11 protein-coding genes are annotated in these 13507 nt (G+C 51.5%); 5 read left to right on the forward strand and 6 right to left on the reverse strand.

What is annotated here, in order from left to right:
- The first annotated feature begins 192 nt into the window (after window positions 1-192).
- The 3 genes from rimO to ACO7SM_RS14555 all read left to right on the forward strand — a co-directional run bounded on the left by rimO (window position 193) and on the right by ACO7SM_RS14555 (window position 4064).
- Window positions 193-1518, forward strand: a complete 1326-nt coding sequence (gene rimO / locus ACO7SM_RS14545; protein WP_490468129.1) for a 30S ribosomal protein S12 methylthiotransferase RimO — start codon at window positions 193-195, stop codon at window positions 1516-1518.
- A gap of 359 nt (window positions 1519-1877) precedes the next feature.
- Window positions 1878-2546, forward strand: a complete 669-nt coding sequence (locus tag ACO7SM_RS14550) for a hypothetical protein (RefSeq protein ID WP_490468130.1) — start codon at window positions 1878-1880, stop codon at window positions 2544-2546.
- A 204-nt stretch (window positions 2547-2750) separates the two neighbouring features.
- Window positions 2751-4064 (forward strand): murein L,D-transpeptidase catalytic domain-containing protein, encoded by a 1314-nt coding sequence (locus ACO7SM_RS14555; RefSeq protein ID WP_490468131.1) that lies wholly within the window; start codon window positions 2751-2753, stop codon window positions 4062-4064.
- A gap of 149 nt (window positions 4065-4213) precedes the next feature.
- Here the strand turns inward: ACO7SM_RS14555 and ACO7SM_RS14560 are convergent, their stop codons facing one another.
- Entirely contained in the window at window positions 4214-5398 is a 1185-nt protein-coding gene (locus ACO7SM_RS14560) for an MFS transporter (RefSeq protein WP_490468132.1), read from the reverse strand.
- A gap of 105 nt (window positions 5399-5503) precedes the next feature.
- Here ACO7SM_RS14560 and ACO7SM_RS14565 point away from each other — a divergent pair, with 105 nt between their 5' ends.
- The gene (locus ACO7SM_RS14565; RefSeq protein WP_490468133.1) at window positions 5504-6382 is read left to right on the forward strand and encodes a LysR substrate-binding domain-containing protein; all 879 of its coding nucleotides are present in this window, start codon (window positions 5504-5506) and stop codon (window positions 6380-6382) included.
- A gap of 271 nt (window positions 6383-6653) precedes the next feature.
- Window positions 6654-7163, forward strand: coding sequence for a GNAT family N-acetyltransferase (locus ACO7SM_RS14570; RefSeq protein ID WP_490468134.1), 510 nt, complete (start codon window positions 6654-6656; stop codon window positions 7161-7163).
- Window positions 7164-7198: 35 nt separating this feature from the next.
- On the opposite strand, the gene gsiD is transcribed toward ACO7SM_RS14570, so the two are convergent.
- From gsiD to iaaA, 5 genes are read right to left on the reverse strand one after another with little or no spacing between them, the layout of a single operon-like run.
- Complete coding sequence (gsiD, locus tag ACO7SM_RS14575) at window positions 7199-8110, reverse strand: glutathione ABC transporter permease GsiD (protein ID WP_192611692.1); 912 nt, start codon at window positions 8108-8110, stop codon at window positions 7199-7201.
- A gap of 2 nt (window positions 8111-8112) precedes the next feature.
- The gene (gene gsiC, locus ACO7SM_RS14580) at window positions 8113-9033 is read right to left on the reverse strand and encodes a glutathione ABC transporter permease GsiC (RefSeq protein ID WP_490468135.1); all 921 of its coding nucleotides are present in this window, start codon (window positions 9031-9033) and stop codon (window positions 8113-8115) included.
- Between the two features lie 47 nt (window positions 9034-9080).
- Entirely contained in the window at window positions 9081-10619 is a 1539-nt protein-coding gene (gene gsiB / locus ACO7SM_RS14585; protein WP_490468136.1) for a glutathione ABC transporter substrate-binding protein GsiB, read from the reverse strand.
- 32 nt (window positions 10620-10651) lie between these two features.
- Entirely contained in the window at window positions 10652-12523 is a 1872-nt protein-coding gene (gene gsiA / locus ACO7SM_RS14590) for a glutathione ABC transporter ATP-binding protein GsiA (protein ID WP_490468137.1), read from the reverse strand.
- Window positions 12510-13475 (reverse strand): beta-aspartyl-peptidase, encoded by a 966-nt coding sequence (gene iaaA / locus ACO7SM_RS14595; protein WP_490468138.1) that lies wholly within the window; start codon window positions 13473-13475, stop codon window positions 12510-12512. The genes gsiA and iaaA overlap by 14 nt, the downstream gene beginning before the upstream one ends.
- Window positions 13476-13507 lie beyond the last annotated feature (32 nt).

Here is a 13507-nt window from a genome sequence, read left to right on the forward strand (position 1 = left end):
TAGTATGGTCATTTTTTGAACGCAATGATGCCTGAGATCAACAATTCACCATAAATTAACAAAATTTACATTGTATCTATAACCTTCACCTTGCCTGTGCTTAAGACCTGGTGAGATTGCGATACAATTTTTGCCCGGATCTCTGTAGAATCCCTGCCCTGACCATTCCAATAACTGAACAATTTTTAAGCTATGAGCAAAGTAACCCACCAGCCGAAAATCGGCTTCGTTTCCCTTGGCTGCCCGAAAAACCTCGTCGATTCGGAGCGAATCCTGACTGAACTGCGTACCGAAGGCTATGACGTGGTGCCAAGCTACGACGACGCCGATATGGTTATCGTCAATACCTGCGGCTTTATCGACAGCGCCGTACAAGAATCACTGGAAGCGATCGGTGAAGCGCTGAACGAAAACGGCAAGGTAATCGTCACTGGCTGTCTGGGTGCGAAAGTCGATCAGATCCGCGAAGTTCACCCGAAAGTACTAGAGATCACCGGCCCTCATAGCTACGAGCAGGTGCTGGAACATGTTCACCACTATGTGCCCAAACCGAAACACAATCCGTTCCTGAGCCTCGTACCGGAACAGGGCGTCAAACTGACCCCGCGTCATTATGCGTACCTGAAAATTTCGGAAGGCTGCAACCATCGCTGCACGTTCTGCATCATCCCGTCTATGCGTGGCGATCTGGTAAGCCGCCCGATTGGCGAGGTGCTGAGCGAGGCGAAGCGTCTGGTCGATGCGGGCGTCAAAGAGATCCTCGTTATCTCCCAGGACACCTCCGCCTACGGTGTAGACGTGAAGCACCGTACCGGTTTTCACAACGGCGCGCCGGTCAAAACCAGCATGGTTGATCTGTGTGAAGAACTTTCAAAACTGGGTATCTGGACGCGTCTGCATTATGTCTACCCATATCCACACGTGGATGACGTTATCCCGCTGATGGCAGAAGGCAAAATCCTGCCTTACCTCGATATCCCGCTGCAGCACGCCAGCCCGCGCATTCTCAAACTGATGAAGCGCCCTGGGTCTGTTGACCGCCAACTGGCGCGTATCAAACAGTGGCGTGAAATCTGCCCGGAGCTGACCCTGCGTTCTACCTTCATCGTTGGCTTCCCTGGCGAAACGGAAGAAGACTTCCAGATGCTGCTCGACTTCCTGAAAGAAGCGCGCCTGGACCGTGTGGGTTGCTTTAAGTACAGCCCGGTTGAAGGTGCAGGTGCCAATGAACTGCCGGATCAGGTGCCGGAAGAGGTAAAAGAAGAGCGCTGGAACCGCTTTATGCAGTTGCAACAGCAAATTTCTGCTGAACGCTTGCAGGAAAAAGTGGGCCGCGAAATTATGGTCATCGTGGATGAAGTCGACGAAGAAGGCGCAATTGGCCGCAGTATGGCCGATGCCCCGGAAATCGACGGCGCGGTCTATCTGAACGGTGAAACAAGCGTGAAACCCGGCGATATCGTGCGCGTAAAAGTTGAGAACGCCGACGAATACGATCTGTGGGGTAGCCGCGTTTAACCCTTTGCGCGCCGCCTTCAGCGCGGCGTGAACTGAGGATAAACGGGCGCACCGTCCCTGAGGAAAGCCAGGTTTTTATACCTGGCTTTTTTCAACGTCAGCAATAACGTTTTTTCCGTCAAAAAATCAAAAAAGAGGATAATTTTATCCTGCCATTCCAATTTCTTATAACACAATATCATTGAACAATAATAAATTAATAACATGAAATTTTTTTCCTCTCAGTTAAATGATGATGCGAATGGCAACAATTGGCGTGGTCTGAGTGGTCAATCTATACTGCTATTGAACAGATAATTAATAACGTTGATTATTTGAATTCAATACACATGTCATCTCCACCTACAACAGGAGGGAGTATGTTTTATTTTAGAATAAACAGAATCAGGATTTTAGATAATCATAAAAAAGGTTTTCTTTTTTTTGTCGATGATGCTGTACAAGTTAAATTAATTAGTTTTATTACCTCAGATGCAGACATTCCGATACTTGATGCATGGTATTCAGAAAATGATGAGGAGGTAAAAAAACAGCTACTCACACAGGCAGTTCAACAAGTTGTGTCAGCACGATATTTTAGTGAAGTCTCTGAGGTCAGAGATAATTCCGTACTCACTTTTGGCGATACTGGATATACTCTCTACTCATCCTCCAAAATCCCAGATAATTTCAACTGGTGCCTGACGGTTATTAAGGATGACAATAATACCAACGACATAGGAAGGAAGCTGGAATCGGCTGTTATGCGACCTGATTTTGATGTTTTTGCTGCAAGTTTAGGAACACTGATTCTTGGAGCCGCCAATCCAGCGTTCGCTGCGGGTGTGATGATTGCAAAATTCTTAACGAATGTTGTCTCCACTGCACTGAAGAGTAATCCCGATGATCAACTCGGTTTGCTCTATATGTCACTCAACAAGCAAGAGCATTATCGATATGGTGAGCGGAAACGAGATGGCATCCCTGACCTAACGGGAAACATCCGTGTGGATTATTCTCTCTTTGCCGTCAAACAAGAGTTGCAATAAACATTTAGTGGGGAAGAGAACAGTTGTTTTTCTAAAAAGACACACAGCAATATAACGTTGGTCTGACGGGTTTAGTGCGTGAGCATGATGTTATTTACGCCTCATTTTGTGAATGAATTTCCTTCCCCACTCCAGGAGCTAATATCAAATAAATAAGTACAGGATAACCCTGCTTTCTGTACTCCCCTCATAAAGGAGAATGCGATGTTTACTCATAACAAAATTGAGTCACTCCAGTTAGCATTAAAATCATTAGATCTTTATAGTGGGAAAATTGATGGTCTTATTGGACCTTTGACGTTGTCCGCAATTAAAAAACTCGAAGCCTTCACGGCCGAAAAATCGTTTACGGATAAACCCTTACCAGAAGACCCTGTACCGGATATCACAACAATTGATAACGTGATTGATCAACCGGGGTCAAATATTGATGAAGCGCTGATATTTACCTTAAAAAATGAGGGTGGCTATACAAACCATCCTGCGGACAGAGGCGGGCCAACGAATAAAGGCATCACGCTTAAGCGATTAAAGGAGTATCTGGGGAGAGATGATGTTACAGAAGAAGAAGTAAAAAACATGAGTTTTGAAACCATTAATATTATCTACAAAAAGAATTATTGGGATGTATTAAATCTTGATCAAGTGTTAGACCAGAGCATTGCTACCGCGCTATTTGATATGGGCGTGTTGTTTGGCCCAGGAACAGCATTAAAAATTTGCCAATCGGTGCTGGGTATTAATCAAACCGCCAGAATGAACAGTGAGACGCTGGAAGCCATCAATAATACTACCGATGACAAATTCATTCCGCTGTTTGCCGATAAAGTTATTGACCGATTTAACCAGATTGCCACCCAAAATCCATCCCAGAAGGTTTTCCTTAAAGGGTGGACGAACAGGGCCAATAGACTTCGCTCACTGATTGATAATGACAGCGCAGACGTTAGTGTTCCGCCACTGGTGCCGGGAACCTCTATCGGAGAGGAATTATATGCACTGGCGGAAGAAGCGGGTGTTCCGCACGATGACATTAAACGAATGATTGACTGGCAGACACATAATAATGCCGGTTCCAATCCCCGATATTGGGCTGTTTTCAAAATTAAAGAGCATTCCAAAACAAAAAGAATGCATATTTTTGATCGGGTCAATAAAACGGTGCAGAGTGTCCATGCGGTACATGGGACAGGCAGCGACCCAAATCATGACGGACTGGCGACCACTTTTTCAAATACACCAGAGTCATACCAAAGTTCGTTAGGGCTCTACAAAACGCTGAGTACCTATACGATGGCACAACATGGCAGAGCACTAAGACTGGAAGGTCTGGAAGCAAGCAACAGTAATGCTTTTAAGCGCGGAATTGTCTTTCATGGCGTCCCCTATGCAGGGGAGCAGTATGTTAAGCAATATGGCCGTTGTGGACGATCCCATGGCTGCCCTGCCGTAGAATATGCCCTTGTACAGGTGCTTATTGATCAGCTCAAAGGAGGCTCACTGCTGCTGATATCCTGAACAGGAGTTTATCATGCTCGCGTTGTGCCAGAAGCGAGCGCTTCTGGCACTGTGTGATGCTAATCCTGGGTGCAGATCAGAACGCGAGGGCCATCTGATAAAAATCCCCTGCGTACCAACTATCGCTCAAACATGTTCCGGAAAGGGTGCTAGCGCTGCAACCGTGGAGAAAGAATGGGTATAGCTATTGCGGCTAAAAATGCGATTCCTCCTCCCATTGCCAGCACACTGTATGCCAGTTTCCAACTGCTCGTCTCGTCAAGAACAATACCAACGATGAAAGGTGAAAAAGAACCGATACCAAACCCCAGTAATGAGCGGATCCCCATCACTCTGCCCAATGTTTCCGGAGCGACATTATCAGCAATTGCCGCGGAAAGAACCCCCGAATCACCCAGGATAAAAAAACTACCTATCATAGCCATAAAGAGCACCCAACCGGCTGAAAGTGAAGCTGACCAGCCTATCAGTAATGAGCATAATGCTCCCATTCCTCCCATAACAATAAGTACGCTGGTCCGGTTAAATCGATCAGAAATTGAACCTACCGTAAACGTTGATATCATTCCCGACAGATGAATTGTCGCCGCAGTCAAAAGCCCGATGGCTACGGGAGATAGCTGCCAGGGAATCAGCGCAGTAGCAACCAGCGTGGGTGTCCAGGACCAGTTTCCAAGAAGCTCCCAGCAATGCGCGGTATAACCTGCCAGCAAGAGTATTGCCGTGATGTTTCTGCCCTTACGGAGTGGTTTTAAATGGGGTATTTGTCGGGCAACTACGGGTTTATCTTGTTCTGTTTTCAGAGCATATGAACCCAGGATAGCCCCAAATAATACCACCACAGTACAGAGCAGGAAGGCGACAGAAACACCCCATCTCAACGCTCCCCATGTAGCAATAAATATTGAAAGCAGGTATCCCAGAGATCCTGCAGCAAGCATAGTGCCAACGGCATACCCTCTTTTCGCCGAACCGTGCATGTTAATGGCGAGCATGAGTGCGGGTGTATATGTACCGCCCTGGGTTAACCCGACAAATGACATTAATACCAGAGCGGATGGAAGATCGCGGGCAAAGCAGGCAAATAACGCGAGGGCAAGTACCCCCAGCCATGAGCAAACGAGATAAACTTTTCTCGGACCAATGTGATCACTGAGCCAGGATGCCGCTAACAGTGCAATGGCATTACTGATATTAAAAACCATCTGAACTGAGCCTGCAGAAGCTGCATCCAGATGCCATTCATCCCGTACAACCGGCAATGCACCGGCAAAAGCCATACTTCCGACGCAACACCCGATACGTCCGATGCAGAGGACTAAAAAAGGATTCATGATATTGAATATCCTGTCAGTATTTTTCCATCCGGATGCTAACCAGCGCTGAAAACCGTGACAAATGATCTTTTAGCTCACTCATGGTTGAATTAAACTCAACCAATGAAAAAAATATGCTCTCTCCCCCACTTAATGGCTTTCGAGTCTGCCGCCAGATTTGAAAGCTTCAGCTCAGCAGCGGATGAGCTATGTCTGACCACTGGCGCAGTCAGCAGGCATATAAGAACCCTTGAGGATAAGCTGGGCGTACTGTTATTCATCCGTGGTCATAAACGGGTACAACTGACGGAAGCGGGACGGGGATTTGCAGTCACGTGCCAGAAAATCATTCAGGAGCTTTCTGCTGCTGAGACAAGCATTAAACGTTGTTCAGGGCTCAAGACACTCACCGTTAATTGCCTGCCAACTTTTGCAATGTACTGGCTCATTCCGAGATTGCCAGATTTCTACCAAAAATATCCTGATATACGGATAAATGTAATCACAGGCACCGGTGTCGCGGATCCTAAAGCGAGCTTCGATATTGTGATACGACGGGATCCGTCTCATTTTTCAGGGCTGCGAACCGTACCTTTTCTGAGCGAAGATAGTGTCATCGTGTGCAGCCGTAATTATTTCTTGCGTCCTCATGCTGAGGAAGCCCCCCTTCTGACCGGGCATACCCTGATTCATATTCGGGTTCGAGAGGATCTGTGGCGAACCTGGGGTGAACAACATCAAATATCCACTGAGCATGTTCTGAATCACCTTCACCTGGATCATACCTATGCGGCTATTCAGGCTGCGGAAGATGGACTGGGGATCGCTTTAATTCCACGTATTTTCTGCGAGAAACATCTTGCATCAGGACGACTGGTTATCCCGTGGTATAAGGTTGCGACAAAGACGGGTACGTATTCAGTGACGTTGCCCGAGAAAGGAAATCCAGAAGCCAGTTGTTTTATCGAGTGGATTATCATGCAGGCTGAAATTCAGCGATGAGCGACATAATGCTGATTCTCTGATAACTGAAATAACCTTTTTACTCAATTTCCACTGTTTTAATGGATACCTATCCGTCATTCATGGCGTTATTTCGGTTCTCTTATTGCAGGCAGAACACCGCTTTTCCGTTCTATCTCAACGGGCACAAGGAAAACCTTACTGCCGAATGCGTTGAATTAACACCGACACTCAAAACGCATCTTCGCCACAAATAATGCCGCATTCGACTACAGTAGAATGTTATTCACCGTGGAGAGACGACCAGAAAATGATGACAGTACGAAAAGCGCATCTGGAAGATGCCGCATTATTAAGTCAGATGGGTTATTCCAGCTACACTCACCACTTTGCCCACCTGTGGCATGAGCACAACGAATTGCAGGCTTTTCTCTTTCAGGAGTACTCGCTGAGCGCAATACAGGAAGAATTACAAAGCGAAGCCAGTTGCTGGTTTATCGCAACAGAGACTGTTCCGGTCGGATTTGCCAAAGTCTCCTGGCACAGCGCCGTAGATGATGACGGCCCGACAGGTACACTGCTGCATAAACTCTATTTGCTGCCCGGTGAAACCGGCAAGGGCTACGGTGAGGCGATGCTTGCAGAAATAGTGCATCTGGCGCAATGCCGTGGTGAAACGTATTTCTGGCTGGAAGTTTTAGATGCTAACCCGCGGGCGTACCGCTTTTACACCCGCCAGGGGTTAACACCTATCAAAGAGACGACGTTCAGCACCCCGACCCAGCAAAGCACATTGCATATCCTGGGTAAACGTATCTGAGGGATCGCTTTACCGTTAAATTTGGCCTGACGTCGTTACCCTTTAATCTTCGGGTCCAGCGCGTCGCGCAGCCCATCGCCCAGCAGGTTAAATGCCAGCACCGTCAGGAAAATCGCGACCGCCGGGAACAACGCCACGTGCGGCGCAATCACCATATCCGCCCGCGCTTCATTGAGCATTGCCCCCCATTCCGGCGTTGGCGGCTGTGCGCCTAATCCGAGAAAAGACAAACTGGCCGCCGAGATAATCGAGGTGCCGATACGCATGGTAAAAAAGACCACAATCGAAGAGACCGTTCCCGGCAGGATATGGTTGAAAAGAATGGTGGCATCACTGGCGCCAATACTGCGCGCCGACTCAATAAATGTTTGCTGTTTCAACACCAGAGTATTCGCCCGCACCAGACGAGCAAACGCAGGAATGGAAAAGATCGCCACCGCGATAATCACATTGGCAATGCCGCTGCCCAGCACCGCCACCACCGCAATCGCCAGCAGAATGCCCGGAAAAGCAAACAGCACATCGCAGATACGCATGATTATTCTGTCCCACCAGCCCTCATAGTAGCCTGCCAGTAAACCGAATAGCGTACCGATCGCCGCACCAATAAATACCGCAAATACCCCAGCCGCCAGGGAGATTTGCGCCCCAACCAGCACGCGGCTGAAAATATCCCTGCCCAGCGAATCGACGCCAAACCAGTGCAGCATGGAAGGGCCGTCATTAAGGCGGTCGTAATCGAAGTAATTTTCCGCATCAAACGGCGTTAATCCGCGGGCAAATATCGCCACCAGGATAAGCAGCAGCACAAATACACCGGCGATCATGGCCACACGCTGACGACGAAAACGCCGCCAGAACTCATGCCACGGGGTACGTACCCTGTCCGGTTTCACCAGAGGCATGGCATTTAAAATCGCCTGACGGCGCCAGTTGAACAGTCGCATCCTTACTTGTACCTGATAGCCGGATTAATGGCAGCGTAGAGCACATCCACCACTAAATTGATAAGAATAAATTCCAGGGAAAACAGCAGGATTTCTGCCTGAATTACCGGATAGTCGCGCATTTCCACCGAGTCGACCAGCAGGCGGCCAAGCCCCGGCCAGTTAAACACTTTTTCGACGACAATGGATCCGCCCAGCAAAAAGCCAAACTGTAGCCCCATCATGGTGACAACCGGGATCATCGCGTTACGCAGACCGTGTTTTAGCACAACCCAGGTTTCGCTCACCCCCTTTGCACGGGCGGTACGCATGTAATCTTCACTGAGCACATCGACAAATGACGCACGAGTGAAGCGCGCCATCACCGAAGCCACCGCCGCGCCCAGCGTGACAGACGGCAAAATGTAGTGCAGCCAGGTGTCTGCGCCGACCGTTGGCAACCAACCCAGTTCGACGGAAAAGACCTGCATTAACAACATGCCTAGCGCAAACGCCGGGAAAGAGATCCCCGTGACCGCCAGCGTCATGCTCACTCTGTCCGGCCAGCGGTTACGCCAGACCGCAGCAATAATCCCGGCCGTCATCCCAAACATTACGGCCCAAACCATGCTCGTGATGGTCAGCCAAAATGTCGGCATAAAGCGGCTGGCTATCTCTTCCGCAACCGGACGGCGCGAAACCATCGACGTCCCAAAGTCTCCCTGGAGAACGTGGGTGATGTAATGCCAGAACTGAACATGTAGCGGTTGATCAAGGCCAAGCTGCTGGCGCACCAGTTCAATCACCTGCGCATCGGCCTCCGGCCCGGCAATCAGCCGGGCCGGGTCGCCGGGTAACAGGTGGACAAACAAAAACACCAGCACCGCGACAATCAACAGGGTTGGAATTAACCCCAGCAGACGCTTGAGAACATAACTAAACATCAGACTCCCTGCGTCTGCCCCTGAACATCAGGGGCAGAATAGATGGCTTACTGCAAATCCGCATCTTCAAAACTGAAACCCGTGTCCGGCATAATCCAGAAACCGGTCAACTTTTTACTGTGTGCCGAAACCAGTTTTTCGACGACCAACGGCACCCACGGGGACTCTTTCCAGAGGATATCCTGCGCCTCTTTGTACAGGCGCGCTTTCTCCGTCGGGTCGTTAGTTTTCAGCGCGTCCGCCAGATCGCTGTCGACCTGTTTGTTGCTGTAGAACGCGGTATTAAACAGCGTTGGCGGCCAGTTTTGCGACGCGAACAGCGGCGACAGCGCCCAATCGGCTTCCCCCGTGGAGGCCGTCCAGCCGGTGTAGAACAGTCGTACCCCGCTCTCTTTCTGCCCTTTGCCTTCCACTTCCGCCGCGCGCTGCCCGGCATCCATCGCCGTCACCTGCGCTTTAATACCGACCTGCGCCAGTTGTTGCTGGGTAAACTGCAACACTTTTTGCGCGGTACTGTGATTATGCGATGACCACAGCGTGGTGCTAAAACCATTCGGATAACCCGCTTCTTTTAACAGTTCGCGCGCTTTTGCCGGATCGTACGGCCACGGCGTATAGCTTTGCGCAAACGCAATCGCCGGCGGCAGCACGCCAGTGGCAGGCGTCGCATAACCGGCAAACGCCACTTTCACCAGCGCCTGACGATTAATCGCGTAGTTGAGCGCTTCGCGCACTTTGGCATTATCAAACGGTTTCTGCGTAACATTCATGCTGATGTAACGCTGCATAATAGAGGGGCTGGCGACTAACTCCAGGTTTTTGTTTTTTTCCAGCAGCGCGGCTTGCTCGTAAGGAATTGGGAAGGCAAATTGCGCCTCGCCCGTTTGCAGCATCGCCGCGCGCGTGTTGTTGTCCGCCACCGGTCGCCAGGTGATGCTGTCCAGCTTCGGTAATCCTTGCTGCCAGTAACCGGCGAATTTTTTCACTTTGACGAAATCAGTCTGGTTCCAGGTATCCAGTTCATACGGGCCCGTACCGACCGGATGGAATCCAATCTCGCTACCGTATTTTTCCAGCGCCGTCGGGGAGATAATCGCCGTCGCCGGGTGCGCCAGGATATTGATGAACGCAGAAAACGGTTGTTTCAGCGTGATGTTCACCGTTGCTGAGTCCACCACCTCTGTTTTCGCGATGTTCTTGTACAAGTTATAGCGTTTGAGATGGCTTTCCGGATTACTTGCCCTGTCCAGATTGGCCTTTACTGCCGCCGCATTAAAGTCGGTGCCGTCCTGAAACTTGACCCCCTGACGCAGTTTCACGGTGTAGATCAAACCGTCGTCGGAGACGCTGTAGCTTTCTGCCAGCACATTTTTCAGTTTCATATCTTTATCGAGGCCAAACAGTCCCTGATAAAACGACTTCGCCACCGCCTGCGATAAGGTGTCATTCGCGTCGTACGGATCGAGCGTTGTGAAATTGGAGCCGACCGCCACCACAACATCTTTCGCCGCAAATGCAGGCGACGCCGTCAACGCCGAAGCAACGCCCGCTGCAACCAGCCAATTACGGGCAACAAATTTTGTCATATTATTCTCCTGAAACCCTGTGTGTCTGAATGTTATAAACGCGAAAGCGCATTTTCCGGCTGCACACGCGCAACGTAATGACCCGGCCCAACGAACTGCAATGACACGGGCGTAATCTGCTCCCCACGCTTACGAATATTGCTGGGGATATCATCGGACAGCAGCACGCGTTGCGGCCGATGTCGGGAAGGATCGGCTACCGGAACGGCCGCCATTAACTTCCGGGTATAAGGATGTTGCGGATTCTCAAACAGGGCGCGGCGAGGGCCAATTTCCACGATTTGCCCCAGGTACATCACCGCCACGCGATGGCTGATTCGCTCAACCACCGCCATATCATGGGAGATAAACAGATACGCGATCCCCATCTCCCGCTGGAGATCGAGCAACAGATTGATGATCTGCCCGCGAATAGAGACATCCAGCGCCGAGACGGCCTCATCGGCAATGATCACTTTTGGATTGAGCGCCAGCGCGCGGGCAATGCAGATTCGCTGGCGTTGTCCCCCGGAAAACTCGTGCGGATATCGCCAGGCATGTTCCGGGCGCAAACCGACACGCTCAAGCAGCCAGGCCACCCGTGACGCTGCCGCATCACCGTGCAGCACACCGTGAACGCGCAGCGGCTCCATAATGGAGTATCCCACCGTCTGGCGAGGATCCAGAGAGGCGTAAGGATCCTGAAAGATAAACTGGATATCCCGGCGCAGCGGCTGCAATTTGCCCGCCGGAAGCGTATCAATACGCTGACCGTTAAACGTAATTTCGCCGCGTTGCGATTCCACCAGCCGTAACAACGCGCGTCCGGTCGTGGATTTGCCGCAGCCAGACTCCCCCACCAGCGACAGCGTCTCTCCCGGCCAGAGATCAAAGCTGACGTTTTCTACGGCATGGACTTCCCGGGTGACCTGGTTAAAGATGCCGCTTCGCAACGGAAAACGCGTCACCAGATTACGCACCTGCAAGATGGGCTCGCCTGCGGCAACCGTATCCTGCGCTGTCTGCGGTTCGCGCAATTGTGGGTTGTTGGGTGAAATAAGCGGGAAACGGCGCGGAAACGCCTGTCCGTTCATCGCCCCCAGTTGTGGTACTGCCGCCAGCAACGCCTGGGTATACGGGTGCTGCGGCGCATGAAAAATCTGCTCAACGCTGCCGGTTTCCACGGCCTCGCCCTGATACATCACCAGCACCCGATCGGCGACGTCAGCTACCACGCCCATATCATGGGTGATAAAAATTACCCCCATCGACATCTCCTGCTGCAACACTTTGATCAATTGCAGGATCTGCGCCTGAATAGTGACATCCAGGGCCGTCGTCGGCTCATCCGCAATCAACACGGCCGGGCGACACGACAGCGCCATCGCGATCATCACACGCTGGCGCATACCACCGGAAAGCTGGTGCGGATATCGGGATAAAATGGCCTTTGCCTCAGGAATACGCACCTGGTCGAGCATCCGTTTGGCTTCCGCCATCGCCTCTTCGCGACTGGCGCCCTGATGCAAGCGGATCGACTCAGCGATTTGCTCTCCCACGGTAAACACCGGGTTGAGCGAGGTCATCGGCTCCTGAAAGATCATGGCGATATCCGCACCGCGCACGCTCTGCATCTGAGACGCGCTTTGCTCGCCCAATTCAATCACCTGACGATTACGCCGACGCAGGAGCATTTCATCACACTGAATCTCCCCTCCGGCCTGCTCAATCAGGCGCATCAACGACAGCGCGGTGACCGATTTTCCCGACCCCGACTCGCCAACAATCGCCAGCGTCTCTCCACGCCTGAGGCGAAACGATAGATTGCGCACCGCGCTAACGCGTTGCTGCTCTTGTACAAACGCAATATTCAGATTGCTGACGGCCAGTACATCGCTGGCGTCCAGTTCGTCACTGTGTGGCAACGGTATCCCCTTTTTCCCGGTAGATCCCCGTGGTTGGCGTATCCCCGGCATATCCCCAGGCGCGATACATGCCTTCGCTGTTAAACGGCAGGGCGACATTCCCTTCATGATCGATGGCGATTAATCCGCCGCTACCGCCCAGCGCCGGTAATTTTTCCATCACCACCCGTTCGCAGGCGTCGGCAAGGCTCAGTCCGCCGTAATCCATCAGCGCGGCGATATCGTAGGCCGCCAGGGTGCGGATAAATACCTCGCCGGTTCCCGTGCAGGAGACCGCGACGCTGGCATTATTGGCATAGCACCCCGCGCCCACCAGGGGGCTGTCGCCGACGCGTCCGGGCAGTTTATTGGTCATGCCGCCGGTTGAGGTCGCTGCCGCCAGATTGCCGTATTGATCCAACGCGACGGCGCCGACGGTGCCCATTTTGTTCATTTCATCCAACGGCGCGCCGCTGTGATCAAGCGCCGTTTTACCGGCGGCACGCGCCGCCAGTAACTGTTCGTAACGTTGGGGAGTCGAAAAAATATCGGGGGAAACGCGCGCCATTCCCTGCGAAAAAGCAAAATTTTCCGCCCCTTCACCGACCATCATGACGTGCGGGCTATGCTCCATCACCAATCTGGCGGCAAGCACCGGATTACGCAACTGGCTCACCCCGGCGACGGCACCGGCTTTTAGCGTGTTGCCATCCATGACGCAGGCGTCCAGCTCGTGGGTTTCATTTCGGGTAAACACCGCGCCAATGCCAGCATTAAATAAGGGGCATTCTTCCAGCAAACGCACCGCTTCCGTCACCACATCAAGCGCGTTTTCCCCTGCTTCGAGCATCCTTTGCCCTGCTTCAACAATATCGGACAGCGCCCGAATGTAGCGCTGCTCTTGCTCCTGACTCAATTGCGCGCGGGAAATGGCGCCTGCGCCGCCGTGAATCGCAATGACTGCTTTGCCCATTTTTGTCGTCCATTAACGGTGGCACATACTTT

This window comes from Citrobacter sp. LJND-P06 (assembly GCF_058188415.1).

Excerpts from the sequence above, each read along its gene's own strand:
- ACO7SM_RS14550 (WP_490468130.1), top strand. The coding sequence starts at position 1,878 with ATGTTTTATTTTAGAATAAACAGAATCAGGATTTTAGATAATCATAAA.
- gsiB (WP_490468136.1), bottom strand. The coding sequence starts at position 10,619 with ATGACAAAATTTGTTGCCCGTAATTGGCTGGTTGCAGCGGGCGTTGCT.
- ACO7SM_RS14570 (WP_490468134.1), top strand. The coding sequence starts at position 6,654 with ATGATGACAGTACGAAAAGCGCATCTGGAAGATGCCGCATTATTAAGT.
- gsiC (WP_490468135.1), bottom strand. The coding sequence starts at position 9,033 with ATGTTTAGTTATGTTCTCAAGCGTCTGCTGGGGTTAATTCCAACCCTG.
- iaaA (WP_490468138.1), bottom strand. The coding sequence starts at position 13,475 with ATGGGCAAAGCAGTCATTGCGATTCACGGCGGCGCAGGCGCCATTTCC.
- ACO7SM_RS14565 (WP_490468133.1), top strand. The coding sequence starts at position 5,504 with ATGAAAAAAATATGCTCTCTCCCCCACTTAATGGCTTTCGAGTCTGCC.
- ACO7SM_RS14560 (WP_490468132.1), bottom strand. The coding sequence starts at position 5,398 with ATGAATCCTTTTTTAGTCCTCTGCATCGGACGTATCGGGTGTTGCGTC.
- ACO7SM_RS14555 (WP_490468131.1), top strand. The coding sequence starts at position 2,751 with ATGTTTACTCATAACAAAATTGAGTCACTCCAGTTAGCATTAAAATCA.
- rimO (WP_490468129.1), top strand. The coding sequence starts at position 193 with ATGAGCAAAGTAACCCACCAGCCGAAAATCGGCTTCGTTTCCCTTGGC.
- gsiD (WP_192611692.1), bottom strand. The coding sequence starts at position 8,110 with ATGCGACTGTTCAACTGGCGCCGTCAGGCGATTTTAAATGCCATGCCT.